Annotated in this window: 23 protein-coding genes, 1 tRNA gene and 1 riboswitch; of the genes, 19 read left to right on the forward strand and 5 right to left on the reverse strand. The window is 42.0% G+C overall.

The genetic code is table 11. The features are described from left to right. Positions 1-5: 5 nt before the first annotated feature. From B9Y89_RS03335 to B9Y89_RS03380, 10 genes are all read left to right on the forward strand, one after another. The gene (locus B9Y89_RS03335; protein ID WP_085521492.1) at positions 6-1,418 is read left to right on the forward strand and encodes a tetratricopeptide repeat protein; all 1,413 of its coding nucleotides are present in this window, start codon (positions 6-8) and stop codon (positions 1,416-1,418) included. Between the two features lie 156 nt (positions 1,419-1,574). Continuing rightward, complete coding sequence (locus B9Y89_RS03340) at positions 1,575-2,588, forward strand: LLM class flavin-dependent oxidoreductase (protein WP_085521494.1); 1,014 nt, start codon at positions 1,575-1,577, stop codon at positions 2,586-2,588. Between the two features lie 537 nt (positions 2,589-3,125). Beyond that, entirely contained in the window at positions 3,126-3,620 is a 495-nt protein-coding gene (locus B9Y89_RS03345; protein ID WP_085521495.1) for a cation:proton antiporter regulatory subunit, read from the forward strand. Then, the gene (locus B9Y89_RS03350; RefSeq protein WP_085521497.1) at positions 3,620-4,792 is read left to right on the forward strand and encodes a cation:proton antiporter; all 1,173 of its coding nucleotides are present in this window, start codon (positions 3,620-3,622) and stop codon (positions 4,790-4,792) included. Before B9Y89_RS03345 ends, B9Y89_RS03350 begins: the two co-directional genes overlap by 1 nt. Positions 4,793-4,881: 89 nt before the next feature. Continuing rightward, the gene (locus B9Y89_RS03355) at positions 4,882-5,499 is read left to right on the forward strand and encodes a YczE/YyaS/YitT family protein (RefSeq protein WP_085521499.1); all 618 of its coding nucleotides are present in this window, start codon (positions 4,882-4,884) and stop codon (positions 5,497-5,499) included. Between the two features lie 90 nt (positions 5,500-5,589). Continuing rightward, positions 5,590-5,662, forward strand: a tRNA-Thr gene (locus B9Y89_RS03360). 171 nt (positions 5,663-5,833) lie between these two features. Next, positions 5,834-6,397 (forward strand): glycerol-3-phosphate responsive antiterminator, encoded by a 564-nt coding sequence (locus B9Y89_RS03365; protein ID WP_085521501.1) that lies wholly within the window; start codon positions 5,834-5,836, stop codon positions 6,395-6,397. Between the two features lie 179 nt (positions 6,398-6,576). Next, positions 6,577-7,395: an MIP/aquaporin family protein gene (locus B9Y89_RS03370; protein ID WP_085521503.1), complete on the forward strand. Its 819-nt coding sequence runs from the start codon at positions 6,577-6,579 to the stop codon at positions 7,393-7,395. Between the two features lie 36 nt (positions 7,396-7,431). Continuing rightward, positions 7,432-8,925: a glycerol kinase GlpK gene (glpK, locus tag B9Y89_RS03375; protein WP_085521505.1), complete on the forward strand. Its 1,494-nt coding sequence runs from the start codon at positions 7,432-7,434 to the stop codon at positions 8,923-8,925. A 193-nt stretch (positions 8,926-9,118) separates the two neighbouring features. Beyond that, positions 9,119-10,795, forward strand: coding sequence for a glycerol-3-phosphate dehydrogenase/oxidase (locus B9Y89_RS03380; protein WP_085521507.1), 1,677 nt, complete (start codon positions 9,119-9,121; stop codon positions 10,793-10,795). An 81-nt stretch (positions 10,796-10,876) separates the two neighbouring features. Here B9Y89_RS03380 and B9Y89_RS03385 read toward each other — a convergent pair whose 3' ends face one another. Together B9Y89_RS03385 and B9Y89_RS03390 are read right to left on the reverse strand one after the other, a co-directional pair. After that, positions 10,877-12,055 carry an NAD(P)/FAD-dependent oxidoreductase gene (locus tag B9Y89_RS03385; RefSeq protein WP_085521508.1) on the reverse strand — a complete coding sequence of 393 codons (1,179 nt, stop codon included), beginning with the start codon at positions 12,053-12,055 and terminating at the stop codon, positions 10,877-10,879. 41 nt (positions 12,056-12,096) lie between these two features. After that, positions 12,097-12,546: a DUF1641 domain-containing protein gene (locus B9Y89_RS03390; RefSeq protein WP_085521510.1), complete on the reverse strand. Its 450-nt coding sequence runs from the start codon at positions 12,544-12,546 to the stop codon at positions 12,097-12,099. Positions 12,547-13,023: 477 nt separating this feature from the next. On the opposite strand from B9Y89_RS03390, the gene B9Y89_RS03395 reads away from it, so the two are divergent. The 6 genes from B9Y89_RS03395 to B9Y89_RS03420 all read left to right on the forward strand — a co-directional run bounded on the left by B9Y89_RS03395 (position 13,024) and on the right by B9Y89_RS03420 (position 17,900). Continuing rightward, a complete protein-coding gene (locus B9Y89_RS03395; protein WP_085521512.1) occupies positions 13,024-14,379 on the forward strand; it encodes an MFS transporter in 1,356 nt (451 codons plus the stop codon). A 110-nt stretch (positions 14,380-14,489) separates the two neighbouring features. After that, the gene (locus B9Y89_RS03400) at positions 14,490-15,230 is read left to right on the forward strand and encodes a polymer-forming cytoskeletal protein (RefSeq protein ID WP_085521514.1); all 741 of its coding nucleotides are present in this window, start codon (positions 14,490-14,492) and stop codon (positions 15,228-15,230) included. Positions 15,231-15,280: 50 nt separating this feature from the next. Next, a riboswitch (TPP riboswitch) is annotated at positions 15,281-15,384 on the forward strand. A 67-nt stretch (positions 15,385-15,451) separates the two neighbouring features. Then, entirely contained in the window at positions 15,452-16,081 is a 630-nt protein-coding gene (gene thiT, locus B9Y89_RS03405) for an energy-coupled thiamine transporter ThiT (RefSeq protein WP_085521516.1), read from the forward strand. 35 nt (positions 16,082-16,116) lie between these two features. Next, complete coding sequence (locus B9Y89_RS03410; RefSeq protein WP_085521518.1) at positions 16,117-16,323, forward strand: DUF1657 domain-containing protein; 207 nt, start codon at positions 16,117-16,119, stop codon at positions 16,321-16,323. Between the two features lie 109 nt (positions 16,324-16,432). Further along, positions 16,433-17,161: a DUF421 domain-containing protein gene (locus B9Y89_RS03415; RefSeq protein WP_085521520.1), complete on the forward strand. Its 729-nt coding sequence runs from the start codon at positions 16,433-16,435 to the stop codon at positions 17,159-17,161. A 211-nt stretch (positions 17,162-17,372) separates the two neighbouring features. Then, a complete protein-coding gene (locus tag B9Y89_RS03420; RefSeq protein ID WP_085521522.1) occupies positions 17,373-17,900 on the forward strand; it encodes a type 1 glutamine amidotransferase domain-containing protein in 528 nt (175 codons plus the stop codon). Positions 17,901-17,958: 58 nt separating this feature from the next. Here the strand turns inward: B9Y89_RS03420 and pheA are convergent, their stop codons facing one another. Next, complete coding sequence (pheA, locus tag B9Y89_RS03425; RefSeq protein ID WP_085521524.1) at positions 17,959-18,828, reverse strand: prephenate dehydratase; 870 nt, start codon at positions 18,826-18,828, stop codon at positions 17,959-17,961. 166 nt (positions 18,829-18,994) lie between these two features. Then, complete coding sequence (locus B9Y89_RS03430) at positions 18,995-20,632, reverse strand: SLC13 family permease (RefSeq protein ID WP_085521526.1); 1,638 nt, start codon at positions 20,630-20,632, stop codon at positions 18,995-18,997. Positions 20,633-20,875: 243 nt separating this feature from the next. Here B9Y89_RS03430 and B9Y89_RS03435 point away from each other — a divergent pair, with 243 nt between their 5' ends. Beyond that, entirely contained in the window at positions 20,876-21,298 is a 423-nt protein-coding gene (locus tag B9Y89_RS03435) for a DUF4064 domain-containing protein (protein WP_085521528.1), read from the forward strand. A 51-nt stretch (positions 21,299-21,349) separates the two neighbouring features. Here the strand turns inward: B9Y89_RS03435 and B9Y89_RS03440 are convergent, their stop codons facing one another. Further along, positions 21,350-22,162, reverse strand: a complete 813-nt coding sequence (locus tag B9Y89_RS03440; RefSeq protein WP_085521530.1) for a ZIP family metal transporter — start codon at positions 22,160-22,162, stop codon at positions 21,350-21,352. Positions 22,163-22,639: 477 nt separating this feature from the next. On the opposite strand from B9Y89_RS03440, the gene B9Y89_RS03445 reads away from it, so the two are divergent. Both B9Y89_RS03445 and odhB read left to right on the forward strand, forming a co-directional pair. Then, a complete protein-coding gene (locus tag B9Y89_RS03445; RefSeq protein ID WP_085521532.1) occupies positions 22,640-25,483 on the forward strand; it encodes a 2-oxoglutarate dehydrogenase E1 component in 2,844 nt (947 codons plus the stop codon). A gap of 34 nt (positions 25,484-25,517) precedes the next feature. Beyond that, positions 25,518-26,783, forward strand: a complete 1,266-nt coding sequence (odhB, locus tag B9Y89_RS03450) for a 2-oxoglutarate dehydrogenase complex dihydrolipoyllysine-residue succinyltransferase (protein ID WP_085521533.1) — start codon at positions 25,518-25,520, stop codon at positions 26,781-26,783. Positions 26,784-26,887 lie beyond the last annotated feature (104 nt).

Consider the following 26,887-nt stretch of genomic DNA (forward strand, 5'->3'; position numbering starts at 1 on the left):
CAAAGATGAATGATGAACTTGTCAAGCCAACGGAAATAGCCATAAAAGATTCAAAGCAAATGATCAACGGGCAAGTCGTTCGAGCGGCAATCTTTGCAAGAAGTGAAATTTTTGAAGTCACAACAATCAACAACGAAAGTTATTATCTGATCTATTATAAGAATGCTTTTATATATGGAGACAAAGTAGAAGGTATCGAAGAAGGTTCTTTTATTGATCATGCCTTTCAGCAAGGAGTGGTGTTTGAATCACAGCACACAATAATGTCAGAATTGCTGCCCAAATCATCAGTCACCCTTCCGAATAAAAATAAGCTCTTTGCTCAATTGCAGAATCAATATGATCTGCAAGAAACGGCCTATATCGCCACAACTCTCGATTCATTTTTTACAAGGGACCATATTATCAAGGTAGTAAACAAAATTCTTTCTTACTTCAAACGAGGCGGGAAGTATTTTAAAGCCTTTCAAGTGCTGCAAATATTAACAGCGTTTGCTCCTGACTTACAATCAGCTAAAGATCGTTTCAATTCACTTGATTTTCTCTCTTATAAAGATTTTTACAAGTCCTCCGATTGGCCATCTATTCAACAAAAAGACCCCCTCTATGTTGAGCGTTATTGCTTTGAACATCGATTTAATCCAGAAGAACGGAACCTGTTAGAAGATGTTTTGAGACAACAAGACCGCTTGTTTGAATTACTATTATTATGGCTTGAAAAAGCTAAAAGAGAAGCAACGGTCGATACTGAATCACTGAAGCTTTATACTGATATTGCCGCACAATTTGTATCCAAAGAGGCATGGATGTTGATGTTGGAACAAGCCAATATTAATCCTTTTCAACAACTTTCTGAGGCTAAGTCAGTCATCGAGACCTTGATTCAAGAAGGCTATTATGAACAAGCAGCCTTACATTTATTAGATTTTATTGATGACCTTCCTGACAACTATGATTCAATCTTGGATTCGTTGTGGACAAATCTTAATGCCGCGTTTATAGTTAGCCACTTAGATGATTTCATCCTTGTGATCGAGCAGTTCCCTCATAACGATCAAAGCCAATCCGAACAAAAGATACGTCAACTTGCTGTTAAATTGCTAGAAAAACATGAAGTGAACACGGTTCATGAAAAATTGACACCTATCAAAACAATATTTCCACAGTCGGAGGTCATTCGTGATATTGACCATATGGCAGGATTAACAGAGTCGCCCGACCGGATGATGGAATTGGGACAGTATTATGCTCAGTTTCAACAATACGATGCCGCCATTGACTGCTTCTCTTGGGAAATGGAACTTCACCCGCAGCATGCCACCCCCGTCGAACATTTAAGCAAGATGTATCAACATAAAGGAATGCCAGAAGAAGCAGCTGCCTATCAACATATTTTAGTTGAATTGAAGAAATTTTAAAGAATTGGCGGGATTTTTGATGTTATCATCAAAAATGAATACAAAAGATGATAAGATCAAGCAAAAAATTGGTATCAGTCCGGCGAAAGGATGTAACCTTATTTATGTAGAGCGCTTTTTAGGGAATGATATGATAAAAATTAGAGGTGAATCAGTTTGTCAAAAAAGCAATTAAATGATATACCCTTTTCTGTATTAGATTTAGCGCCGATCGTTGAGGGCGGATCAGCGAGTGAGTCCTTCAACAATAGTTTGGATCTGGCTCAGCATGCAGAGAAATGGGGATTTAATCGTTACTGGGTGGCTGAACACCACAATATGCCAGGTATTGCAAGTTCGGCAACGTCGGTTGTGATCGGCCATATTGCAGGAGGAACTGAGAAGATTCGTGTTGGTTCCGGCGGTATCATGCTTCCGAATCATCCGCCTTTAGTGATCGCTGAGCAATTCGGAACGTTAGCATCCATGTATCCTGGGCGCATTGATTTAGGGCTGGGACGAGCTCCTGGTACTGATCATATTACATCACGAGCTTTACGGCGTGAAGTCTTACCGAATGGTGAGAACTTTCCAGAGCAGGTTGATGAACTCCGTCAATACCTAGATCCTTCACTATCATCTCAGCAGCATCATGTGCACGCTGTACCTGGTGAAGGCTTAACGATTCCGATTTGGTTATTGGGTTCAAGTGACTTTAGTGCCCGATTAGCTGCCGAACTTGGCTTGCCTTTTTCATTTGCTAGCCACTTTGCTGCGGATAATACTTTGCCAGCTTTGGAAGCGTATCGAAACAATTTCCAACCCTCTAGTATACTTGAGGAACCTTATGTGATGCTTGGAGCTAGCGTGGTCTTGGCCGATACTGAGGAGAGAGCGCAATTCCTAGCCACCTCTCAACAACAGCAAACCCTTAGCCTTGTACGAAATAACCCTGGTCGTTTGCAACCGCCAGTTAAGGATATCAAAGACCTTATGAGTGAATATGAATGGTTAGCATTAAAAGACAAGCTTTATTCATCATTCACAGGCACCCCAGAAACTGTTAAAGACCAGCTGCAACAATTTCAAGATAAGACGCAGGCTGATGAGATCATCGTCACCTCACAAATCTTTGACCATCAAGAACGGCTACGGTCATATGAACTGCTTGCTGATATGGTTAAAGAATAAATGTTTAAATGAAGGTAATGGACAAGGAGCCAGGATAGCTGGTTCCTTAGTTTTTACCCCTCCGAACGAGACATCTTGATGGTTTTATATAAATCATTTGCAGTGAACCTCATTTTCTTTAAAAATGTCAAAACCGTTGATATAATAAGGATTGTAGAGGTTATCAGCGGAATTTTAAAAATAACACTATCGATACACTGCAAATGCTACTTTTTGCAGGCCTGAAAAACGCTGATATCAAGCGGTTTTTTGAGGTTTTTTGTATGCGTTTTATCTGAACGTAGTGGGATATAAAGTTGTCTATTTGTGGAAGACAAGCGAAACATTCCGCGTTTTATCTGAACGTAGTGGGATATAAAGTTGATTTTTCGCGCCATACCCTCACCTGCCTTTCAGGTTTTATCTGAACGTAGTGAGCTATAAAAATTCATCAAATCATTTGATGACCTTGAGAATTTTCGTTTTCCCTGAACAATTATGATACACTTTGGTTAATATAATTGTAGAGCAATGTGTAAGGCTTGAAAGGGGATCAAAATGAAAATTAAATCAACACGTCTGCCTGGCATTGGGCAAAAGATTTCAATCATTACGGCTGAAAATAATATGATTGTGATCATCGTTCATCATACAGGTAAGCGGAGTCTTTACTTTTTTGAAGAAGCGGGTGATGACCAACCGGATTCATCCATTACCTTAAATGCTGATGAAACAAGGGAAATTGGTGCGCAACTGCTTGGTGCAGTGTATCAACCGGCGAATGCCAATCTACTTAAGATGTTCCATCACCAAATTAATATTGAATGGACTGAGTTAGCTAAGGAATCCGAGCTTGCCTATAAAACCATCGCTGAATCGCGTGTTGGTGAGCTCACGGGGGCTGCCATTGTCGGCCTAGTTAAAGGTGAAGATGTCATTGCTTCACCGGATTCAGATGAAGTTTTACGTCCAGGTGATACGATCATTTCAATCGGAAAACAAGAGCAAAATGATCAACTCGTTGTCATGTGCAACGGAGAGGAAGAGCTTTAATGCATGGAGGAGAGACAGCTGTTATCCTCGGCGGAGGACTTCTTGTTATCGCCCTTTTTCTTGTTGGTTATTTAGGGTGGAAAATCCGGGTGCCAAGTGTCGTTCTATACATTATTTTAGGTATTGTCATTGGTAGCTTTATGTCTACGAATGAAGTCATTGATATAGCTGGAAAGATCGGCATCGTTTTCTTGTTTTTCCTTCTTGGCCTTGAATTTCCAATTAATCGACTCGGAGAAACAGCCAAAAAAGTATGGCCAGCTGGGGTATTGGATATCATCTTGAGTTTAGGTGTGACGACCCTCATTTGTAACCTATTTGGTCTTGGATGGATTCCTTCGTTTTTGATTGGTGGTGCTGTCTATGCCACGAGTTCATCCATTACAGCCAATTTGTTAGAACGTACGAAGCGAATCGCCAATCTTGAAGGGGAATATATGCTTGGCCTGCTTATCTTTGAAGATTTGATCGCTCCGATTGTTATTGCTGTTTTAATTGGCCTAACTTCTGGTGAACAAATCACGGTGCTGCAGTTTCTTATTCTTCTAATAAAAATTATACTCCTTACATTGGGAGCCATTCTGATTGGGAAGTTCGGATTCAGTAAGCTTGGCAAGGTGATTGAACGGATTAATGATGAAGATATTTTTATCTTGTTATCGGCTGGTATTTCGTTGTCCTACGCGGGGTTATCGCTTTACTTAGGACTATCCGAAGTATTGGGTGCTTTTCTTGCTGGAATGATGCTGGCAGAAACAAATAAAATGGAGGACTTCGAATCCACAACCGTTTCTGTGCGGGACTTACTTTTGCCTGTATTTTTCTTTTCGTTCGGAATGACTGTTGATCTTAGTAACGGTGTTCCAATGGTTTGGCTGCTCATCGTTCTACTTGTCTGGAGTATTCTTGCTAAAGTTGTCACCGGTATGTGGGGCGGACAATGGTATGGTTTACCTAAGCGAGTTTCGATGCGGGCCGGGCTGTCCTTGACACAACGTGGCGAATTTTCCGTTGTTATCGCAACTTTAATGACCGGAACGGTCAAAATATTTACAGGTATTTACATACTTGGTTCGGCCATGATTGGCATCGGATTATTCTTACTTGCTCCGAAGATTACACGAACATTATACGGTAAACCAAAGAAAGATATTAAGATGCCGGGATCGTAGCTTTGAAGCTCCGCAGAAACACCGGCTAAAAAAATCTACAATTATCTGCTGCGGTCGCAACTCAGAAAGATGATGGGGGAAGCATGTCCATGCGGGAGACATTTCTTTACGTATTTGGCTTAATGATTTTAACCCTAGGCATTGCCTTAACGATTTTATCGAAATTGGGGACGTCACCATTTGATGCCCTTTTGGTCGGCTTGTACCGAACGATTGGTTTAACAATAGGGTCGTGGGAAATCATTGTTGGCTTGGCTATGGTCCTGTTGAACGCGGCTGCTCAAAAGCGGATGCCTGAATTCTTAGCTTTACTGACATCACTGGTGACGGGAATGGGTATTGATGGTTGGATGTTCTTATTGAACGATTGGGTAGCACCCGGCATATTCATCAGTCAAACCATTTGTTTAGCACTGGGTTTAATTTTGATGGGACTTGGGATTGCGATCTATTTACAGGCCGATTATGCTCCGAACCCGTTTGATCGGACGATGTTGGTGGTCTCGGATTTAACAGGATTTAATATTATGTACTCCCGAGCGATTATAAGTGTCGTCCTACTGTTTCTTGCATTTGTTTTTGATGGTTCAATCGGAATTGGAACGTTATTGAATGCGTTCTTGAGTGGTGTGATCATTAATTTTTTTATGTCAGTTATTGAAAAAATGAAGCGTGATCGGCGTCCAGTGACAAAGGAGTTGAGTTGAACGATCCATAATTTTCATAGTTTGATTCTGTACAATTAAGTTTCATTATTGTATAATATGAATGTCGCTTTTCGGAGCCATAATAAGTAAGCTAGTGTAGCTCAGCCGGTAGAGCAGTTGCCTCGTAAGCATCAGGTCGCAGGTTCAAGTCCTGTCACTAGCACTCTAACATAAGGAGGTGTCCTGAAGTATTAATCATGCTTCGGGACATCTTTTTTAATTGTTGTCCTGTATCCTAAATACTACCGTTTCATCAGTTGTAAATCGGAGAAAAAAGGGTACAATGATGGTTTAGGGTCTAATGTTTCCCGTATAATGGGAAGGGGGATTGAAAATGTCCGATATTCAGCAAATGATCTTACCGGCAGTTAGGAATTTTAAAGGATTTGAAAAATTACTGGAGTCATCTTTTGATCATATTGTTCTACTTGATACACATGTGGCTCATCTACAAAGCATGGTAAGTTATGCCAAACGCAATCATAAAAAAGTGTTTCTGCACGCTGATCTTGTCCATGGACTTAGAAGTGACGAGTATGCCGCCGAATTTCTCTGTCAAACAGTCAAACCCGATGGGATCATTTCAACACGCTCCCATGTGTTAATGACAGCGAAGAAGAAAGGGATTACAGCGATCCAGCGTTTATTTTTGCTCGATTCGATGGCTTTAGAGACAAGTTATCGTTTGATTGAAAAAATTGAACCTGATTATCTGGAGGTGCTTCCAGGCCTTGCTTCCAAAATGATTGCTGAAATCACTCAAAAAACGGGTATACCGATTATTGCCAGTGGTCTAATTAGGGACGAAGCAGAGCTTAAACAAGCTTTTGATAGCGGGGCTGTGGCGATTTCTACGTCAACGTCAAAGCTTTGGCATTTTACAATTGACGAAAATTAAGTCATAACTTTTTTATCAACCTGTTGACAGCGGTTTCATCTAGCTATATAATGTAATTAAGTTAATAAAGCGTGAACTTGAGTATTGAGACGCACGATTGTTCCATAGGGATATATCTATGGTATTCGTGGGTCTTTTTTAGTTGTTTTTAAAAATCTTTTATAATGAAGGTGAAACCTATGTCGGAGTTTCTTGGCGAAATTGTAGGGACGATGATTTTGATTGTCTTTGGCGGTGGTGTGGTTGCCGGTGTTAATCTGAAGAAGTCTAATGCTGAAGGGTCAGGTTGGATCGTTATTACGTTTGGTTGGGGGTTTGCAGTGGCCTTCGCTGTCTATGCTGTGGGTCGAATTACAGGAGCTCACGTTAATCCAGCAGTGACTGTAGGTTTGGCAGCTGCCGGTGCTTTTCCTTGGGCCAAAGTACCAGCCTATATTATTGGTCAAATGATTGGTGCGCTTATTGGCGCCTGTATTGTTTATTTGGCCTATTTGCCGCATTGGCGAGAAACAAAGGATCCTGGTGCTAAGCTGGCTGTATTTTCAACAGCACCGGCGATTTCTCAGCCTTTTGCTAACCTCTTAAATGAGATGATTGGCACATTCATTCTTGTATTTGGGTTGCAATTTATTGGCGCTAATGAATTTACTGAAGGCCTGAATCCTCTAATTGTAGGTTTCTTAATCGTGGCCATCGGCATGTCTTTAGGCGGACCAACAGGATATGCAATTAATCCGGCCCGTGACCTTGGACCGCGAATTGCCCATGCTCTTCTGCCGATTCCAGGGAAAGGAACATCGCATTGGACCTATGCTTGGATCCCGGTTGTTGGACCGATTATTGGGGGGGCGTTTGGCGCACTTTTGTATAATGTTCTATTTCAAGACAAAATTTCTGTAGGTTTCTGGATTGTATCAGCAATCGTTCTCATAGTAATTATAGGGGCTATCATTGGTGATAGAAAAAAGGAAGTCGTTAATACTTCCATGTCAGCTTAATATTTTAAAGATAGATTATATTTTGGAGGGGTAACAATGAGTGAGAAGTACATTATGGCGTTAGATCAAGGAACAACGAGTTCACGGGCGATCATTTTTAACGAACAAGGGGAAACAGTCGCTACAGGGCAAAAGGAATTTCAGCAGTTTTTTCCACACCCGAGCTGGGTTGAACATGATGCCAATGAAATTTGGACCTCGGTTTTATCTGTCATGGCTGCAGCTTTAACCAACGCTAATCTGACGGCTGATCAAATTGCGGGAATCGGTATCACTAACCAAAGAGAGACAACGGTTGTTTGGGATAAGAATACAGGGCTTCCCGTCTACCATGCGGTTGTTTGGCAATCACGGCAAACGGAGTCCATATGTGAAGACTTGCGCAGTCAAGGATTAGAAGATACATTTCGGAAAAAGACGGGGCTATTGATTGACCCTTACTTTGCGGGAACAAAAGTCAAATGGATTTTGGATAACGTTGATGGGGCCCGTGAAAAAGCTGAAAACGGTGATTTGTTATTTGGCACGATCGACAGCTGGCTCATTTGGAAGCTGACTGGTTCGGAGTCCCATGTCACTGATTATTCAAATGCCTCACGTACCTTGATGTTCAACATTCATGATCTTAAATGGGATGATGAACTGCTTGATGTTTTGGGTATTCCTAAAAGCATGTTGCCGGAAGTCTGTCCATCTTCAGGTATCTTTGGTCACACAGTCGGGCATCATTTCTTTAATCAAGAAGTTCCGATTGCCGGAGCAGCAGGTGATCAACATGCTGCATTGTTTGGGCAAGCTTGCTTTGAAAAAGGGGATGCGAAAAACACTTACGGCACCGGTTGTTTCATGCTGATGAACACAGGGGAAGAACCTGTAGCATCGGATAACGGTTTGTTGACGACCATTGCCTGGGGACTGGATGGTAAGGTTGAGTATGCTTTGGAAGGCAGTATTTTTGTGGCTGGTTCAGCGATTCAATGGTTGCGTGATGGATTGAAAGTCATTGAAGATTCACCTGAAAGCGAAACCTATGCATCAAAGGTAGAATCAACGGATGGGGTTTATGTCGTTCCCGCTTTCGTTGGACTCGGTACGCCTTATTGGGATAGTGATGTACGCGGCGCTGCCTTTGGAATGACTCGCGGTACAACGCGCGCTCATTTTATCCGGGCAACTTTGGAATCTTTAGCCTATCAAACGAAAGATGTTCTTGATGCTATGCAAAAAGACAGCGGCATTCATTTGAAAAAATTACGGGTCGATGGCGGTGCGGTCGCTAATAACTTCTTAATGCAGTTCCAAAGTGATATATTAGATGTTCCCGTCGAACGTCCGACGGTGAGTGAAACGACAGCACTTGGAGCCGCCTTTCTCGCTGGTTTGGCTGTCGGTTACTGGCATGATCGTTCCGAAATTGCGAAGCAATGGAATGTAGACAGAGCGTTTTCACCAGATATGGATGAAAATACACGCCAAGATTTATACAGCGGTTGGCAGAAGGCTGTGAAAGCGGCACAAGCGTTTAAATAATATGCAGTTGGCATTTACAATTGAAGCTAATTGTTATATAATAAAATTAAGTTAATAATTTCGGATGAGTTTATGAGAGGCTGCTTAGCCTATGTAGTTGACGGGTAACTATATAGGTTGAAGTGGCCTCTTTTTTATTTTTCTCATCTCCTAAGTACGATTAAATGAATAACATGACATAGAGGTGTTCGAAATGACTTTCTCAACATTAAACCGCTCGGAACAGCTACAAGCCATGGCTGATGATACCCTTGATCTACTAATCATTGGCGGCGGAATTACTGGTACAGGTATTGCTTTGGACGCAAGTGTTCGTGGCCTTAATACTGGTCTTGTGGAAATGCAGGACTTTGCAGCGGGAACGTCAAGCCGCTCAACTAAATTGGTTCATGGTGGTCTCCGCTATCTTGCTCAATATGAAGTGAAGTTGGTCGCTGAAGTCGGGAGAGAGCGGGCAATTGTTTATGAAAATGCCCCGCATGTGACAACGCCGCTTTGGATGTTGTTACCGATTTATCGTGACGGTTCTTTCAGCAAATTCATGACGTCAATCGGTATTTGGATGTACGATTTTCTTGCCAAGGTTAAAAAAAGTGAGCGCCGACAAATGTTAGATCGCGAGACGACCCTTAATAAAGCACCGATGCTGCGGAAGGACGGGTTAAAGGGAGGCGGCTATTACGTTGAATACCGGACTGATGATGCTCGTCTGACGCTGGAAACAATGAAAGCTGCCGCACATCGCGGGGTCAAAGCGTCGAACTATGCCAAAGTTGAAGAACTATTATATGATGACGCGAAGCAGTTACAAGGGGTTCGTGTGGTTGATCAATTGACCGGTGAAAATTACAATATCTATGCGAAGAAAATAGTTAACGCGGCAGGGCCGTGGGTTGATACTTTACGTGAACAAGATGGTTCCAAGCAAGGGAAATTCTTGCAGTTAACGAAAGGGATTCATATTGTTATTGATGAAGCCGCTTTTCCGCTTAAGCAAGCCGTCTATTTTGATACGACAAACGGCGATGGTCGTATGATTTTTGCGATTCCAAGGGAAGGTAAAGTTTATGTTGGAACAACAGATACCACCTATAAAAAAGAAGACTTCTCGAATCCAAAAATGACAGAAGCTGATCGTGATTATCTTCTCGAGGCGATTAACGGCCGGTTTTCCGATGTCCATATTCGTCCAGAAGATGTTGAATCAAGTTGGGCCGGGGTTCGACCATTAATTTATGAAGAAGGAAAATCAGCGGATGAAATTTCACGTAAAGATGAGATTTTCGTTTCCGATTCTGGTTTAATTACGATTGCCGGAGGTAAATTGACGGGCTATAGAAAAATGGCGGAACGGGTGCTGGACCTCGTCGGCGAGCAATTGAAAGACGAGGGCCACATGCTCATTGACCAATGTCAGACCGCTCATATCAAATTATCGGGTGGTGATGTTGGTGGTGGCGACGGTTTTTCCGATTTTATTCATCGACGAGTTAAGGACGGCAAAAGAATGGGCTTAGAGGAGACAACTGCACGGCAACTTGTCGAACGTTATGGTTCGAATGTCGGAACGATCTATGATACCATTCACAATATTTCAGATGAGGATGCCGAGCAGTATGGTCTGCCAAAAACCATTATGGCTATGGTTCGTTACGGTATTGAGGAAGAAATGACGGCGACATTGCTCGACTTTTTCCTTCGTCGTTCGGGGGCATTGCTGTTCCATATTGATTGGGTTCGACAATGGAAGGCACCTGTGACCCGGTATATGGCCGATCTTCTAGGTTGGAGTGAGACTGACGTCCAGCGTTTCACTAAGGAACTGGAAGATATGCTGCACCAAGCGTCAACGCCGATGAAGGATGAATAGGAGAGGGCATGCAACGTTAATAAAATAATAAAAAAAGCAGAGACCCAAGCGGTCTCTGCTTTTTTTGACGTCAAGTCAATTTTAGTAAGCCAAGGAAAATAGGCCTTTAATATGGGATAAGTAGCGAACGTTACTGGCTTGTTTCATCATAGATGCAGGCATACCTTTTAATTGGGTATTGTTGGCACCCACTGTCGCGATACCATCCTTGCGGCCAAGACTAGCCAGCGTCCCTGACATAACAGGATCGAAAGTATCGAAGGCCTTATCTTTTAAGTAAGCATAGAGATTGTAGCCAATGAGTTCACCCATTTGCCAAGAAATTTGGGCTGTTGGTGGATATGGCTTGCCATCTTCCTTCATAACAACGGCGCTGTCACCAGCTACAAAGATGTTGTCATGGGAATTGGATTGCAAGTAATCATTCACAACGGCGCGGCCGCGGTTAACTTCAATGCCGGAATCAGCAACTACCGGGTTGCCTTGGACACCGCCTGTCCAAACTAATGTTTTCGCATTGATGGTTTGACCATCTTTTAGTTCGACAGCGTCGCCTTCAACCTTTGTTACAGGAAGACCGGTCAAAAATTGGACACCGCGGGCTTCTAAGCTGGAAGTTGCACGTTCAATTAATTCTTCTGAGAATCCAGGAAGAATGGATGGGGCCGCTTCGACACACATGAGTGAGATGTCATTAGGGTCGACACCATATTTTTTCGTTAGCTCTGGCATAAGATCAGCAAATTCACCGACAAGTTCAACACCGGTTAGACCACCGCCGCCGACAATGAAAGTGGCATCGGCTTTATTCTTCGTTTGCGCATATTCGCGAATGCGATTTTCGACGTGTTTACGGATACGATTGGCATCGTCTACAGATTTTAGAAGGAAACTGTTCTCTTCCAATCCTGGTATGCCGAAGAAGGCCGTATGACTGCCGAGGGCCACAACAAGAGCATCATAATTTAATGTGCCGCCATTTGAAAGCGCCACTTCTTGTTTGTCTGGTGAGACTTCTTTGACGTTGGCCACTTTAAGCTCCACATTTTTGCCTTTGAGCAGCTTTTCTAATGGTAGAGCAACGGCTTTTTCATCGACGTTGCCCGCGGCCAGACGATGAAGTTCTGTTATGATTTGATGCGTTGGATAGCGGTTAACGACTGTGACATAAGCGTCGTCTGCACTTAAATGTTCACGTACGGTTAAAGCAGACAACAATCCGCCATAGCCGCCGCCTAATATGACAATATGTTTAGACATAATCATCCTCCGTTCTTCATTTGTTCGTGATCATGATAATATTACTGTTGTTTCCGCTCTTGTTCGTCCATAATGGTGAGGTAAGCTTGCGCAAAGCGGAATAGCTTTTGGGCTTGTGGATCTTTGAGCAATCTTAATAGACCAAAAAGTCCAATGGTTTCTTCGCTGTCCTCAGCACGTTCTTTTGCTTCAATAGCATTGGCAGCAACCTCTTTTGCTTTGCCTTGCAAAGGATCAAGAACTTCTTGAAAACCTCCTTTGAAGTCTTCCTTAAGGACATCATCCGTTGCTAAGGATTGAACCGTGTCGTAGGACTTTGTTAGCACAGTCACCAATTCTGTTAACTTCGGAAGATTCTCGATGAGAACCGTCAATGACTGTTGAACTTCAGGGTTCAACAGTTGATCAAGCACATCACGTTGGACTTGACTTGAAGTCTGTTGTGCGGCAGCTTGATTTTCAGAAGGCTGTTGATTCGATGTTTCTGACATAGCCGATGTCTCCTTTGCTATAAAATGATACCGCTACGAATATATAGTTATTAAGATGATTCCAATAACTGCAGCGGTTTTTGACAAACACCTTGTGCTGTTAGTGATTCACTTCCTTGTGTAATAGTGCACAAGTGAAAATAAATAAAATCTATTCACTCTTATGCTTGAAATGAGAGAACAGATATCATTCGCTTTTATACTCATCGCCAACATCAAAAAGTGCTTGTTTGGACTAGTTAAGAAGCGCTAAGTTGACGTAAGCCTCCTTGAGCTTCTTATTTTATAATAACATTTTTATTAAAAAAAATACATATCCGAAATCGTTATTAAGAGTGATACGACATCTATTGAATTTATAAGGGGTGGGTAAACATACGACAATAGTTGGTGATTGAGCAGAAAGATTTTATCACGTTCAAAATTTTCGTATGATTGATTTAATCAGTTATTGATGTAAGGTGATGAAGTCATTCTATGTCCGAATTAATTAAAAGACCAAAGTCATGGGTTCTAGTCTTGACCATTGGCCTTGGTACGCTGCTTAATCCTTTGAACTCATCTATGATCGCTGTGGCGTTAACGCGGCTTCAAAGTGAATTCCAGTTGTCATTTGCTGATGCGTCTTGGTTAATTTCTGCCTTTTACTTAGCAAGTGCGGCTGCCCAGCCTGTTACAGGCAAACTCAGTGATATGTTCGGTCCGAAACGTTTATTTTTGGCAGGACTTGTTGTCGTTGCTCTGGCATCGCTTCTTGCGCCGTTTTCTCCCAGTTTTGGTTGGTTAATCGTGTTTCGCGTGCTCCAAGCTATTGGCAGTTCAACGTTATTTCCAAGTGGTATGTCTATGGTCAGAACAAGTATTACAGAGGGGCAAGGGAAAGCATTGGCAGCACTCGCGGTATTTTCATCAACGTCCGCTGCTTTCGGCCCTTCAATCGGTGGCTTTTTAATTGAATCATGGGATTGGCCAGCGATTTTTTTAGTTAACTTTCCGTTCATTATTGTCTCGTTTTTGATGGCTATTTTTGTTTTACCTAATAAGGGAATGGGAAAAATTGAACTCGGCCGCATTGATTTCGGCGGCATCGTTTTGTTTAGTGTCAGTATGATTAGCTTTATTCTGTTTCTATTTTCTTTAAAGACAGATATTCGCTGGTGGACCTTATTTATTCTGATCATTGCCGGAAGCAGTTTCTATCTTTATGAAAAACGCCGGCATGAGCCTTTTATTGATTTGGATGCATTGAAGAAGAACGTGAATGTGACATTGATCTATGTTCAGTTCATGAGTATCAATCTTATTTTTTATTGTTACTTTTTTGGCTTACCTACCTTTTTGCAACAGGTTCGAAATTATAGCAGTGGGAGAGCGGGGATCATCATGTTGGCGATGGCTGGTTGTGGCGTGATTGTGGCCCCGCTTGCTGGCCGGTGGATTGATCTTCGCGGTTCCAAGCCGTCATTATTAGCAGGAGCGGTAACGATTTTAGTTGGAACGGGTTTGATCTTGACATTGAATCAAGCTTCACCGCTATGGTGGTTGATCATCATCATGGTTATTCTTGGAATTAGTAATGGTTTCAATAATATCTCAATGCAGACAGCACTCTATGAGCAAGTGAATGCTGAAGAAACGGGAACGGCCTCAGGATTGTTCCAAACAAGTCGTTACTTGGGTTCAATTTTATCATCTACGTTGCTCGGACTGTTATTTAATACTCATTTAGATATTACCCACCTCCATTATGTGGCAATGGTTTGTCTGGCTGTGAGTGTGCTCGTTGTTTGTCTAGGCCTACGGCACCCAAGCCGACAATCTGCAAGAAATTAAATGCCTTTGTGGTCCGACTTAAGACTGAATGCTGATACATCTACAGAGCGTTTTATTTATTTTCATTTTCATTTATTCTAAGTGAAAAGGATAGTTTAGGGGCGAATAAAATGGAACGAGAAAAATTAAGGGACCTAGACATTTCCGGTAGTGGGAGTGTTGCCGGTGGTCTTTATGACTCGGTTGACATCAGCGGGTCGGGAAAAGTTACGGGGGATATTGAATGTAGAACATTTGATGCTTCGGGTTCGAGTCATGTGAAAGGGGATATCCATACTCATTCTTTTGATTTGAGTGGGTCATCGCATGTTCATGGTGATGTGACGGCGGTCACGATTGATAGCAGTGGCAGTAGCCATATTTCAGGTCATGTTATTACTGACCAGCTCGAAAGTAGTGGAGCGATGCGCGTGGGTAAGGATCTCACGGGAAAAACACTTGATATCAGTGGGTTCGTCACAATTGGCGGGGACTGTACGGCAGATCTCTTCAATGCCCAAGGTGCCTTCACCGTGGGTGGTGTGCTTAATGCTAATACCATTGATGTTCGTCTGGACCATGATGCTAAAGCGGATAAAATACTAGGAGAATCGATTCAAATTCGTAAGCGACAACGCTGGTCATTTATTAGTAAACTATTAGATCTGTTTCTAACAGAACGTGCCTTAAAAGCTGATTTGATTGAAGGACATTATATCATTCTAGAGAACACCGTTGCCAAAATTGTGCGCGGCGACAATGTTTATATTGGCCGTGGGTGTGATATTGATGTTGTGGAATATAGCACAGATTGCCATGTTAATGATGATGCTGATGTGGCAACGCAGCGGAAAATAGATTGCAGTGGATAAAAATCTTGAATGTTAACGTTTACCATGTTATAAAAAAGATAACTGAATAAACGCATCACTAGGGGAGCAGTTTTGCTGAGAGTGAACGGTTTACCGTTCTGACCCTTCGAACCTGTTAGTTAATGCTAGCGGAGGGATGTGATGAAGACAGGTATGTCCGAGTTCCTGTCTCTGTGGTCTCCTATGGGTGCGTTGTCTAACTCAACATAGGAGGTTTTTTTATGAAAAATATGCGTCTTCACGCGATGATTGAAGCGGCGATTTTAGCATCCATGGCTATGGTGCTGGACCTTCTTCCGTCCATTCAATTGACCGCGGGTATATCAATATCATTCTCCATGATCCCCGTTTTTGTTGTCGCATTGCGTTGGGGCTTTAGAACAGGAATGCTTTCTGGACTTTTGTGGGGCGTTTTACAAGTCGTCTTGGGTGATGCCACCATCCTTTACATCGTTCAAGCGTTCATTGAGTACTTGATTGCCTTTCCTTTAGTAGGTGTTGCTGGTCTATTTGTATATAAAGTCCAACAACAAATCGCTGAAGACAAAAAACGCCCGGCTGTCATTATGGTTTTATTGGCTATTTTTCTTGGAAGCTTCGCACGTTATTTTTGCCACTTTATTGCTGGTGTTTACTTTTTTGATCAATATGCACCTGAAAATATGTCGGCCGTTTGGTACTCTTTCGTCATAAACGGGACGACGATGATTTTGACGTTTATTTTATGCGCCATCGTCATGTCGGGACTGATCTTAGTATCGCCCCGTTTCCTTGTTAACCGCTCATTAGCATGGCCTGACCGTGGACTCGGAAAGTCATTTGGTAATAACTTGAAGAATATAAAACGTTGATGACGCCCATATTATGGGGCGAAAGGAGGTTTATTATGACGGTCGGAACAAAGATTGAACAAACAATTGCTAGCTGTGAGAGTACATTAGCCAATTTAAAAAGTTTTTCTTTAGAAACTCAGGATCAAAATGCGAAACAAATGTTTCAAAACCTTTCTCAACAACAGCAAACCATCTTAGATAATCTAAATGCACGGCTCCAATATGTTCAAAGTCAAGAACCCCAATATAAGCAAAATTAAAAACATAAAAGACAAAACATCACACCCCTTGTTGTGGAAACGATAGGGGTGTTTCATTTTAAGCATAAATTGAAAGGTTTGATGCAAAATATTGATGAGGTGAACGTTCATGGGAACTTTGTTTGATTTAGTGATAACCCCAGTCATTGTATTTATCGTTGGTTTAGTCCTTCTAAGGTTTACAGGTAAAAAAGCCGTTTCACAAATGACGAGTTTTGATTTATTATTTGTCCTCATTCTTGGTACAGTTATTAGTGAACCCATTGTTACAAAAACACTGTGGAAAGCCTCAGTATGGGCATTAGTCCTTACATTAGGTTACTTTGGATTCACCTATCTAGTTCTAAATAATAAACTGCGTTGGAAGCTCAATGACAGTCCCACCGTTCTCATTCGAAATGGTGATATTGATAAAAAAGGATTGAAAAAAATTCGGATGACGACACCGGAGTTGATTTCTCAGTTGAGAATCAAAGGGTATGAGAATGTCGCGGATGTTGAAATGGCCACCCTTGAAGATGTTGGAGAATTTAGCGTTATCCCCAAGGCAAGGGCACGTCCCTTACAGCCCAAAGACATTCAATTAAGTCCGTCACCCACATTTATTCCTATCCCAATTATTTTAGATGGACAAATTATTGATCATAATCTTAAATACTTGGATAAAAATCGAGAATGGCTGGAGCAACAGTTAATCGCACAAGGTTATTCCATGAATGTGCTTGATGAAATCACACTTGCTGCTGTCAACCAGCAGGGCACACTTGACGTGGACTCAGAGGACCCCAGTAATAATGATCAAGGTTCTTATGCCTATAAACCTGGGCAAGAGAATTAACACCTTGGAATAGTATTGATTAGAATTATCCCCCATTATTAAAGCCCCCCTTTATCCCTTTTGCGAGGGCTTCCAGCTTAAAGAGAGAAATGTTAAACAAACGTTTGATTAAGCGTACAGATAAAAGGTGTTTCACTCAAAGTCAGAACCCGCACGATGTTTGCAATCCTCGTTTTTATCATTGAAAATAGATAAAAAAGGAGGCATTTGTATGCGTCTGGAAGGTAAGAAAGTCGTTCAAATTGCCAGTAAGGATTTTGAGGATTTAGAACTATGGTATCCAGTATTACGTTTAAGAGAAGAAGGCGCGACAGTTCATATTGCTGGTGAAAGCGCTAGTGAGGGGTATACAGGTAAATATGGTGTGCCGGTCGATTCCGGCTTTGCTTTTAAGGATATCGACCCAAATAATTATGATGCGATGCTAGTTCCGGGCGGTTGGTCGCCGGACAAATTAAGACGTGATAAGGATGTATTGTCGATTGTTCGAAAAATGAATGAACAGCAAAAAACAATCGGCCAAATTTGCCACGCTGGTTGGGTTTTAATCTCAGCCAAGATATTAGATGGCAAACAAGTGACCAGTACACCTGGGATTAAAGATGATATGGAAAATGCCGGTGCCACTTGGTTGGATGAGCCTGTCGTCGTTGATGGAAATCTTGTGTCCAGTCGCCGTCCGCCAGATCTACCAGAATACATGCGTGAATTTATTAGGGTCTTGGAGAATCAAGCATAGCGTACAAGAAGAGGATGCCTCTGAATGTCAGAGCATCCTTTGTTTCATTTGAATATAGTTACTTGACTTTTGGTGTATTAATAGTAAAACAAGGGTAGCTCCCCAAAATTTCCACACTACAGCCAAGGGCTTCAATTTCTGCTTTAACACCTGGAATCATCGTTTCATCCATCCCTTGCATCACATCGATAATGAAGCAATAACGACCGAGACCGGTTTTCATGGGGCGTGATTCAATTTTAGATAGATTTAATCTCCGCCACGAAAAGGCCGATAATACTTGATGCAGGGCACCAGGATAATCAGACGGCAAGGTGACTAAGAAAGTTGTCTTATAATCAACATCATGTTGTTCTGTAGCGTCAATGGCGCCCGAATGGCTTAAAGTGACAAATCGCGTATGATTGTTCTTGTAATCATGGACATTTTTTTCAGCAATATAGAGGTCTAATGTTTGGGCTGCTAATTCGTTACAAATAGCCGCGAAGTTTTCCTCAGGATGTTGCTGAACAAATTCAGCGGCCGATGCTGTTGAATCCATATAATGAATCTTAGCATTGGGCACATATTCCTTTAAAAAGTGATGACATTGGGCGATCGCCTGAGGGTGTGAATAGACCGCCTGGATGTTTTCTAGTTTCCTCGAATGATCATATGTGACAAAGTGTTGTTGGATGGGAATCGTAATCTCAGTCACAATAGATAAAGGTGTTTGATGGATGAGATAGTCCAAAGTCAGGTTCACTGAACCCTCAATGGTGTTCTCAAGCGGTACCACACCATAATCAATGTCACCATGCGCCACAGCATCCATGCAATCGGAAATTGTTGAAAAAGGTTGGCGTCTGCTGTGTTCAAAAAGTTCTCTTGCCGCCATTTCTGTAAATGTATTTTCAGGTCCTAAAAAACCGACTGTTGCATTTCCCATGTCATTGTCTCCTTTGATCATTAGTTGATTTTATGTTTGATTGAATTAATAGAACATTTTAAAGACTATTGTCCACAGAATTCGTTCAAATTGCAATACATAACTATTATTATACTAGCCATGGATAAACATTAACACCCGTCTGAGAGACGGGTGTTTTAAATCCTTATTGAAACTTATTCGGAATGTGGTGAAGGTCAATTCCCCACATTGTTGGGAGTAGATAATAAATAAAAATTGTGACAAGTACGATGCTGATGATGTTAAGGACGACCCCTGCTTTAGCCATGTCCGGGATTTTTAAATAACCTGAGCCGAAAACAACGGCATTCGGTGGTGTGGCGACGGGTAACATAAAAGCACACGATGCGGCGACAGCTGCAGCGATCATCAGGGCGTAGGGATGAACGCCAAGAGCCATAGCTAAAGCTCCCATAATAGGGAACATCATGTTGGCTGTTGCCGTATTGGAAGTGATTTCGGTCAGGAAAATCACAAGTAACACAGTGACGAAGATCACTAATAGGAGATTAGCTCCATTGAGGACGGTCAATTGTTCGCCAATCCACTGAGCTAAACCGGAAGATTGAAACCCTTTAGCGATCGCAAAACCGCCGCCAAATAAGAGTAAAATCCCCCATGGTAATTTAACCGCCGTTTCCCAGTCTAGAATATATCCTTTACTACTGGAAGCTGGTATGATGAAGAGAATAATAGCTCCAATCATGGCAATGGTAGCATCATTGATATTCGGGATATAATCGTCAAGGAAGAGTGACCGGGCAATCCAAGCAAGTGCTGTAAGTGCAAAAATTGTTAATACAATTTTTTCTTCGTATTTTATTGTGCCCAGCTTATCTTGTTCCTCATGAATGACCCTTTTCCCGCCAGGCATTTCTTTTGTGCTCATATGGAAAGCAAATTTGACAAGATAAACCCAAATTAAAGCAATCATAATAACAGCGATCGGCACACCGAACAGCATCCATTGCGCAAAGGCAATTTCGACGTTGTAAAGATTTTCGGCCGCCCCAACAAGGGCAGCATTCGGAGGGGTACCGATAATGGTTCCAATACCACCGACGGATGCCGAATAGGCGATTCCCAGCATTAAGGCCTTACCGAATTTGAAATTGCCCTGTGATGTGTCCTCACCTTGTTCCTTAAGCGAATCAGACAATTGATAAATAATAGCTAAGCCAATCGGCATCATCATCATGGATGTCGCTGTATTTGATATCCACATGGAGAGAAATCCTGTGGCAACCATAAAACCGAGAATGATCCGATCGGTACTTGTTCCAATGGCGGAGATGATAGCCAGAGCAATTCGCTTATGTAAATACCATTTTTGCATGGCTAGAGCAATCATAAAACCACCCATGAAAAGAAACACAGTATCATTTCCGTAAGGTGCTGTTACCGTTTCAACCTTTAGGCCCCCAACTAATGGAAATATCGCAATGGGCAACAAAGAGGTTGCTGGAATTGGAATCGCTTCTGTAATCCACCAGACAGCCATCCAAATCGTCCCAGCTAAAATGCCTCGTCCTCCAGGGGATAAATCATCAGGGTGAAAGAATAATAGGATGAGAACGAAAAGTAAGGGACCTAAGATTAATCCCGTTAATTGCTTAGGTGTGTAGCCTCCATTATCATCACTACTTTGTTTGGTACGGTTATTGGACACTTCATTGATTGTTTTCTCAGTTGATCGACTAGAAAACATTAACAATAGCTGCTTGGTCTTATTGTGTTCATGCCAAAACCATTGACAGGATGCTGATAATTTTGGGAATTGCATTAAATGCCTCCTTTATGAAGATTGATTTTTTTCTATTATAATACAATTGTTAGCGTTCGCAAATTGGAAATAGGTATAAATGATAATAGGTGTCCATAATGTGATAGTAGTGTTTAATTGTCCTTACGCTGGTCCTTTTATTGTCAAACATACTATATTTATGAAACTTCTTGTCGACTTTTTACGTTTTTATTATTGTTATATCGTGATTGAAACAATGACATACTTAAAGGGGAGTTATTGATGAAAAGAACGGGTGAAATAGCCTTAGGAGTGATTGGCACCATCTTAAGTGTACTACTGCTTATTTTGGGTCTTGCTTTCTTTTGGCTAAAAGGGCAACAAGACATGATCAATGATTTTGCCAATCAAATCAATCAGCAATCGCAAATGCAATCGTCTATTTCTGCTGATCAAATGACTGCTGGGATCGCTAACTACGGGTTATTTGCGACAATTGCCGCAGTTATAGGGATGATTTCAGGCATTCTCGCAATCATTTTTATCAAGGGGAATAAGAAGCCGAAATTGGCTGGTACGTTATTCATTATCGGTGCTGTCTTAAGCACGCTAATATCAATGTTTCTAGGGATTCCTATAGGTATTCTGTTTTTAATTGCAGGTATTATGTGTTTAGTGAGAAAACCGAAAAATCAAGATATATAAAACTTTAAATTTGATTCGAAAAAGGATCCCGAAACTTCGGGATCCTTTTTTTTACCCTAGCCCAACATCCAAGGCCATCATTACCGCAAAGCCAATCATAAGACTGATGGCAGACAGTTGGACATGTCCTTTTTCCTGTGAAGCTGGAATCATTTCTTTAACAACCACAAAGATCATAGCGCCTGCAGCGAAGCTTAAAGCATAGGGGAGCAGCGGCTCAATGACAATGACAGCGTAGGCACCAATAACAGCAGCAATCGGTTCGACCATTCCGGAGAATTGACCGTACATAAAACTTTTCATATTGGAAAGGCCGTCTCGCTTTAATGGCATGGACACAGCTAAACCTTCAGGGAAATTTTGGATCCCTATCCCTAAAGCAAGAGCGATTGCACCGGCTAATGTAGAAGATGAGAGGTTAGTGGCTAGAGCACCAAAAGCAACACCGACGGCTAACCCCTCAGGAATATTATGCAAGGTGATGGAAAAAGCCAGCAATGTTGTCCGGTGCTTTGCATGCCTGTCTTTGATATCCTTCAAATATTTATCCTGATCAATGAATGGTAAGACTTGATCGACTAAAATTAGGAAAATACCGCCTGATAAAAATCCTATGCTAGCAGGAATCCAAGCGGGTATAGAACCTTGGGTTTCAGTCATTTCGATGGCGGGTGCTAGTAATGACCAATAACTTGCTGCAATCATTACACCACCCGCGAAAGCCAACATGCTATCTAAAAACATTTGGTTGGAACGTTTTGTGAAAAAGACAGTTGCGGCTCCCAAGGCGGTTAATCCCCAAGTAAATAAGGTCGCAATCAAGGCTTGCATAACAGGGTTTAAATCATTAAATACCGTCATGATACGATTTCCTCCTCATTTTCAATACAGTTTTAATTGACTATCGGAAGGATCACTATCTCTATATTATGTCATACATCATATGTTTCGTGCGGCTTATCTTATTAACTTATTAAAATAATTTTGCATAAGCTCAACTTTATTTTATGCGGTCTAAATAAATATTGTCAAAGAATTAAGAGGTTATTATAAAAAATTCAGGGTTAGGGTATCATCTTTTTTGAATCAAGCATTAACAGTGTGTTTTAATATATATGGAATGAAAATGAGGAATTCAGGAGCATAGTGGTCAAAAATTTATTGAACTATCTTTAGTGATTAACTTGACCAAAGGGCTAAAAGAGGATGATAATATGAGTGGGATCGAGTTAATGTGAAAAATTCGGTCTGTGGCGAAAAAAATCATCTGATGGTCTTGAAAGTTTTAGCACAAAGGAATATTCTTTTAAGTGATTAAAATGTATGGTAAGGGGTATGACAATGTCAACCGGAAATTTTAGCGGAAAGAAACCATGGGAAGAATTTTACGGTCCCAATCTGGGCTATGTTGCTGATCAGTATGAACAGTACAAAAATGATCCAGATTCTGTTGAAGCAGAATTGAGAGAATTATTTACAAATTGGGGACCACCGCCTGCAACTCTGAGCACCGGTACGGAACAACCTGCAACATCGGGCGATCAACAAACAGATTTAAATAAAGTGGTCGCTGCAGTTAAATTGGCTGATAATATACGCGCCTATGGACACTTGAATGCACAAATTAACCCGTTAGGTATGGATACCGCTGGCAGTCAGACTGACAAGCAACTGTTGAATCTCGATACCTATGAATTAACAGAAGAGGACTTGCAAGCGATACCAGCTAAAGTCATATGGGAAGAAGCTCCCAATTATCTTGAAAATGGCTTAGACGTCATTAATGAATTGCGTGAGATTTATACCAAGACCCTCTCTTTCCAATTTGGTCATATTCCAGACGGCGAAGAACGGGAGTGGCTGAATCGAATTGTTGAGTCCGGTACGATCAAAAGTGCATTGACCAATGATGAACGAGTGGCTCTTCTCAAGCGCTTGGCCGAAGTTGAAGGATTTGAGGATTTCTTGCAACGTACATTTGTTGGTCAAAAGCGTTTCTCCATAGAAGGTGTTGATGTTTTAGTTCCCATGTTAGATGAAATCTTTCGTGAGGGTGTCAAAGATGGAGTAGGGGATCTATTAATTGGCATGGCCCACCGAGGTCGTCTAAATGTGCTTGCCCACATCCTTGAAAAACCCTATGAAAAGATTTTTTCGGAATTTCACCATTCACCGAATAAGGAATTGGTTCCTTCTGAGGGATCAACAGGAATTAATTACGGCTGGACAGGTGACGTTAAATATCACCTTGGAGCCGATCGATCCATTGAAGAAAACGACGATGCACGGATTCGTTTAACACTCGCTAATAACCCAAGTCACTTGGAATTTGTTAATCCTGTTGTTGAAGGCTATACAAGAGCAGCCCAAGAAGATACAGATGAAGCCGGCTATCCGCAACAAGACTCTGGGAAATCCGTCGCTGTTGTGATACATGGCGATGCGGCTTTTCCAGGTGAGGGGATCGTCAGTGAAACGTTAAATCTGAGTCGATTACGAGGTTATCAAACCGGTGGAACTGTGCATATCATTGCCAACAATCTACTTGGTTTTACAACTGACAGTCGCGATTCACGTTCGACTCGCTATGCGAGTGACTTGGCGAAAGGTTTTGAAATCCCGATTGTTCATGTGAATGCGGATGATCCTGAAGCTTGTCTCTCTGCTATGTACTTAGCTTATAAATATCGTAAGTTGTTTAATAAAGACTTTTTAATTGATTTGGTTGGTTACCGCCGTCATGGTCATAATGAAATGGATGATCCAGCAGCGACTCAGCCTGAACTTTACGATACAATCAAAAAACACCCGACCGTCAAAACATCTTATGGACAAACGCTTGTATCTGATGGTGTTATTAGTGAAGACCAATTCAAAGCCATGGATCAAGACCTCCACTCCCAAATGCAATCAGTTATGGATAAAGTAAAAGCTGACAGTGGAGATGATGTGGAAGAAATGGAACTTCCTGAGCCAGTGGCTAAGGGATTACCTCAAATTGATACGAGTGTTGATTTTGCATCACTCCGACAAATCAATGAAAACTTGTTAAAATGGCCGGATGGTTTTACTGTCTATTCCAAATTAAGACGCATTTTGGAGCGACGAAAAGATTCGTTTGCGGACGGCGGCACCGTTGATTGGGCACATGCAGAGACGCTTGCTTTTGCGACGATATTGGCGGATGGTTTGCCGATCAGACTAACAGGTCAAGACACTGAAAGAGGTACATTTGCTCAACGGCATGTTGTTCTACATGACAGCAAAACTGGCGAAACGTATTCACCGTTACATGGAATCCCTGAAGCTAAAGCGTCATTCTCCATTTATAATAGTCCGCTTTCCGAAGCCTCGGCGCTTGGCTTTGAATATGGCTATAACGTGTTTGCACCTGAAACATTGGTTCTATGGGAAGCGCAATTTGGTGATTTTGCCAATGCTGGTCAAGTGATTTTTGATCAATTTATCTCTGCCGGACGTGCAAAATGGGGGCAAAAATCCAGCCTTGTCATACTCTTGCCTCATGGTTACGAAGGTCAAGGACCGGAGCACTCGAGTGCACGTTTGGAACGTTTTTTACAGTCGGCAGCCGAAAATAATTGGACGGTGGCAAACTTAACAAGTTCGGCCCAATACTTCCATATTCTACGCCGACAAGCAGCCATTGCTGGTAAAGATGAGGCACGTCCACTCGTACTCATGACACCGAAAAGTTTACTTAGGAATCCGAATGTTGCTTCATCAATTGAATCGTTTAGTGAAGGCCATTTTGAACGGGTTTTAGAACCAAATGGCACCGAGGAAAAAACAGAGAATATTAAGCGTCTGATCTTAAGTAGTGGTAAAGTCGGCGTTGACTTAGAAGAACAATTGAATCAATCAGAAGATCATTTTGATTGGCTCCATGCTGCGCGGGTTGAGCAATTATATCCGCTGCCTGAAAAAGAGATTCAAGACGTTATTAATCGTTATGAGAATCTTGAAGAAATCGTTTGGTTACAAGAGGAACCTAGAAATATGGGTGCATGGTCTTATATGGAATCGAAAATTAAAGGGATGTCGCCTGAGGGAGTTTCTGTCCGTTATGTCGGTCGCCCGGATCGTTCCAGTCCGGCAACCGGAGAAGCCGATATTCATAAAAAAGAACAAGAACGTATCGTTTTGGATGCTTTAAAGAGCTTATAGTTTTTATTTCTATGAAAAATAGGAGGTAGCGGTCGTGGCTGATATTAAAGTACCTGAATTAGCAGAATCCATCACTGAAGGAACGATTGCGGAATGGTTAAAAAACGTTGGTGATCAAGTCACTAAAGGCGAAGATGTTGTTGAACTTGAAACAGATAAGGTCAATGTTCAAATTAGCGCAGAAGATGAAGGCGTATTACAGGAGATTAAACGTCAAGAAGGCGATACAGTCGAAGTTGGTGAAATCATTGCTGTTTTAGGCTCAGGTAGCGGTGCAGCGGCTAATACTGATAACGATTCGGCTGCTACCGAGCAAGGTAGTCAAAAGCAGGATGACTCCGGCTCAGCAGCTGATGAAAGTCCTCAACCGGCTGCGTCTGAAAGTAATGATGACAGCGGGCGTACTGTTGCGTCACCGGCAGCTAGAAAGATGGCACGGGAACAAGGGATTGACTTAAGCGCCGTGCAAAGTAAAGATCCGCTCGGCCGAGTTCGTCCTGAAGATGTTAAGGCACACTCGGAACAACCCAAACAATCATCTAGTCAGACAGCAAGTGGATCCCAAAGCCAAAAGCAACCAGCTGAACAATCAGACAGCAAACCGGTTGAGCGGGTGAAAATGTCACGCAGGCGCCAAACCATCGCTAATCGCTTGGTTGCAGCCCAGCATAATGCAGCCATGTTAACAACATTTAATGAAGTTGATATGACTAACATTATGGAATTGCGTAAACGCCGGAAAGATACTTTTCTTGAAAAGCATGATGTGAAACTTGGATTTATGTCCTTCTTTACCAAAGCTGTTGTCGGTGCGTTGAAGGCATTTCCAAACCTAAATGCTGAAATTCAAGGTGACGAATTGTTGCTTAAAAAATACTACGACATCGGCATTGCCGTATCAGCCAAGGAAGGTCTTGTGGTTCCTGTTGTTCGCGATGCGGATAAACGCGACTTTGCTGGTATTGAGAAGGAAATTGGTGATTTAGGTACCAAGGCTCGGGACAACAAGTTAACATTGAAAGAGTTGCAAGGCGGTTCATTCACAATCACAAACGGTGGGGTGTTTGGCTCGCTATGGTCGACGCCGATTTTGAATGCACCACAAGTAGGTATTTTAGGCATGCATACCATCAAAACGCGTCCGGTTGCTATCGATAATGAGCGAATGGAAAATCGCCCGATGATGTATATTGCCTTGTCCTACGATCACCGCATAGTTGATGGTTCAGAAGCGGTTAGTTTCTTAGCTAAGGTGAAAGAACTGGTTGAAGATCCGGAAACATTGTTATTAGAAGGTTAATTACCATAAGAATCCCCCGAGACCTCGGGGGATTCTTTATAAGGTGTTTGATACCTTATAATGTGGATGTTTTACCCCCCCCCTTTACATTAACGCAACGTTAA

Source organism: Tuberibacillus sp. Marseille-P3662 (assembly GCF_900178005.1).
Lineage (GTDB): Bacteria > Bacillota > Bacilli > Bacillales > Sporolactobacillaceae > Marseille-P3662.

Bases quoted from the DNA above. Each gene is read 5' to 3' on its own strand.
- B9Y89_RS03335 (WP_085521492.1), top strand. From the start codon at position 6: ATGAATGATGAACTTGTCAAGCCAACGGAAATAGCCATAAAAGATTCA.
- B9Y89_RS03345 (WP_085521495.1), top strand. From the start codon at position 3,126: ATGAAAATTAAATCAACACGTCTGCCTGGCATTGGGCAAAAGATTTCA.
- B9Y89_RS03350 (WP_085521497.1), top strand. From the start codon at position 3,620: ATGCATGGAGGAGAGACAGCTGTTATCCTCGGCGGAGGACTTCTTGTT.
- B9Y89_RS03355 (WP_085521499.1), top strand. From the start codon at position 4,882: ATGCGGGAGACATTTCTTTACGTATTTGGCTTAATGATTTTAACCCTA.
- B9Y89_RS03365 (WP_085521501.1), top strand. From the start codon at position 5,834: ATGTCCGATATTCAGCAAATGATCTTACCGGCAGTTAGGAATTTTAAA.
- B9Y89_RS03370 (WP_085521503.1), top strand. From the start codon at position 6,577: ATGTCGGAGTTTCTTGGCGAAATTGTAGGGACGATGATTTTGATTGTC.
- glpK (WP_085521505.1), top strand. From the start codon at position 7,432: ATGAGTGAGAAGTACATTATGGCGTTAGATCAAGGAACAACGAGTTCA.
- B9Y89_RS03380 (WP_085521507.1), top strand. From the start codon at position 9,119: ATGACTTTCTCAACATTAAACCGCTCGGAACAGCTACAAGCCATGGCT.
- B9Y89_RS03385 (WP_085521508.1), bottom strand. From the start codon at position 12,055: ATGTCTAAACATATTGTCATATTAGGCGGCGGCTATGGCGGATTGTTG.
- B9Y89_RS03390 (WP_085521510.1), bottom strand. From the start codon at position 12,546: ATGTCAGAAACATCGAATCAACAGCCTTCTGAAAATCAAGCTGCCGCA.
- B9Y89_RS03395 (WP_085521512.1), top strand. From the start codon at position 13,024: ATGTCCGAATTAATTAAAAGACCAAAGTCATGGGTTCTAGTCTTGACC.
- B9Y89_RS03400 (WP_085521514.1), top strand. From the start codon at position 14,490: ATGGAACGAGAAAAATTAAGGGACCTAGACATTTCCGGTAGTGGGAGT.
- thiT (WP_085521516.1), top strand. From the start codon at position 15,452: ATGAAAAATATGCGTCTTCACGCGATGATTGAAGCGGCGATTTTAGCA.
- B9Y89_RS03410 (WP_085521518.1), top strand. From the start codon at position 16,117: ATGACGGTCGGAACAAAGATTGAACAAACAATTGCTAGCTGTGAGAGT.
- B9Y89_RS03415 (WP_085521520.1), top strand. From the start codon at position 16,433: ATGGGAACTTTGTTTGATTTAGTGATAACCCCAGTCATTGTATTTATC.
- B9Y89_RS03420 (WP_085521522.1), top strand. From the start codon at position 17,373: ATGCGTCTGGAAGGTAAGAAAGTCGTTCAAATTGCCAGTAAGGATTTT.
- pheA (WP_085521524.1), bottom strand. From the start codon at position 18,828: ATGGGAAATGCAACAGTCGGTTTTTTAGGACCTGAAAATACATTTACA.
- B9Y89_RS03430 (WP_085521526.1), bottom strand. From the start codon at position 20,632: ATGCAATTCCCAAAATTATCAGCATCCTGTCAATGGTTTTGGCATGAA.
- B9Y89_RS03435 (WP_085521528.1), top strand. From the start codon at position 20,876: ATGAAAAGAACGGGTGAAATAGCCTTAGGAGTGATTGGCACCATCTTA.
- B9Y89_RS03445 (WP_085521532.1), top strand. From the start codon at position 22,640: ATGTCAACCGGAAATTTTAGCGGAAAGAAACCATGGGAAGAATTTTAC.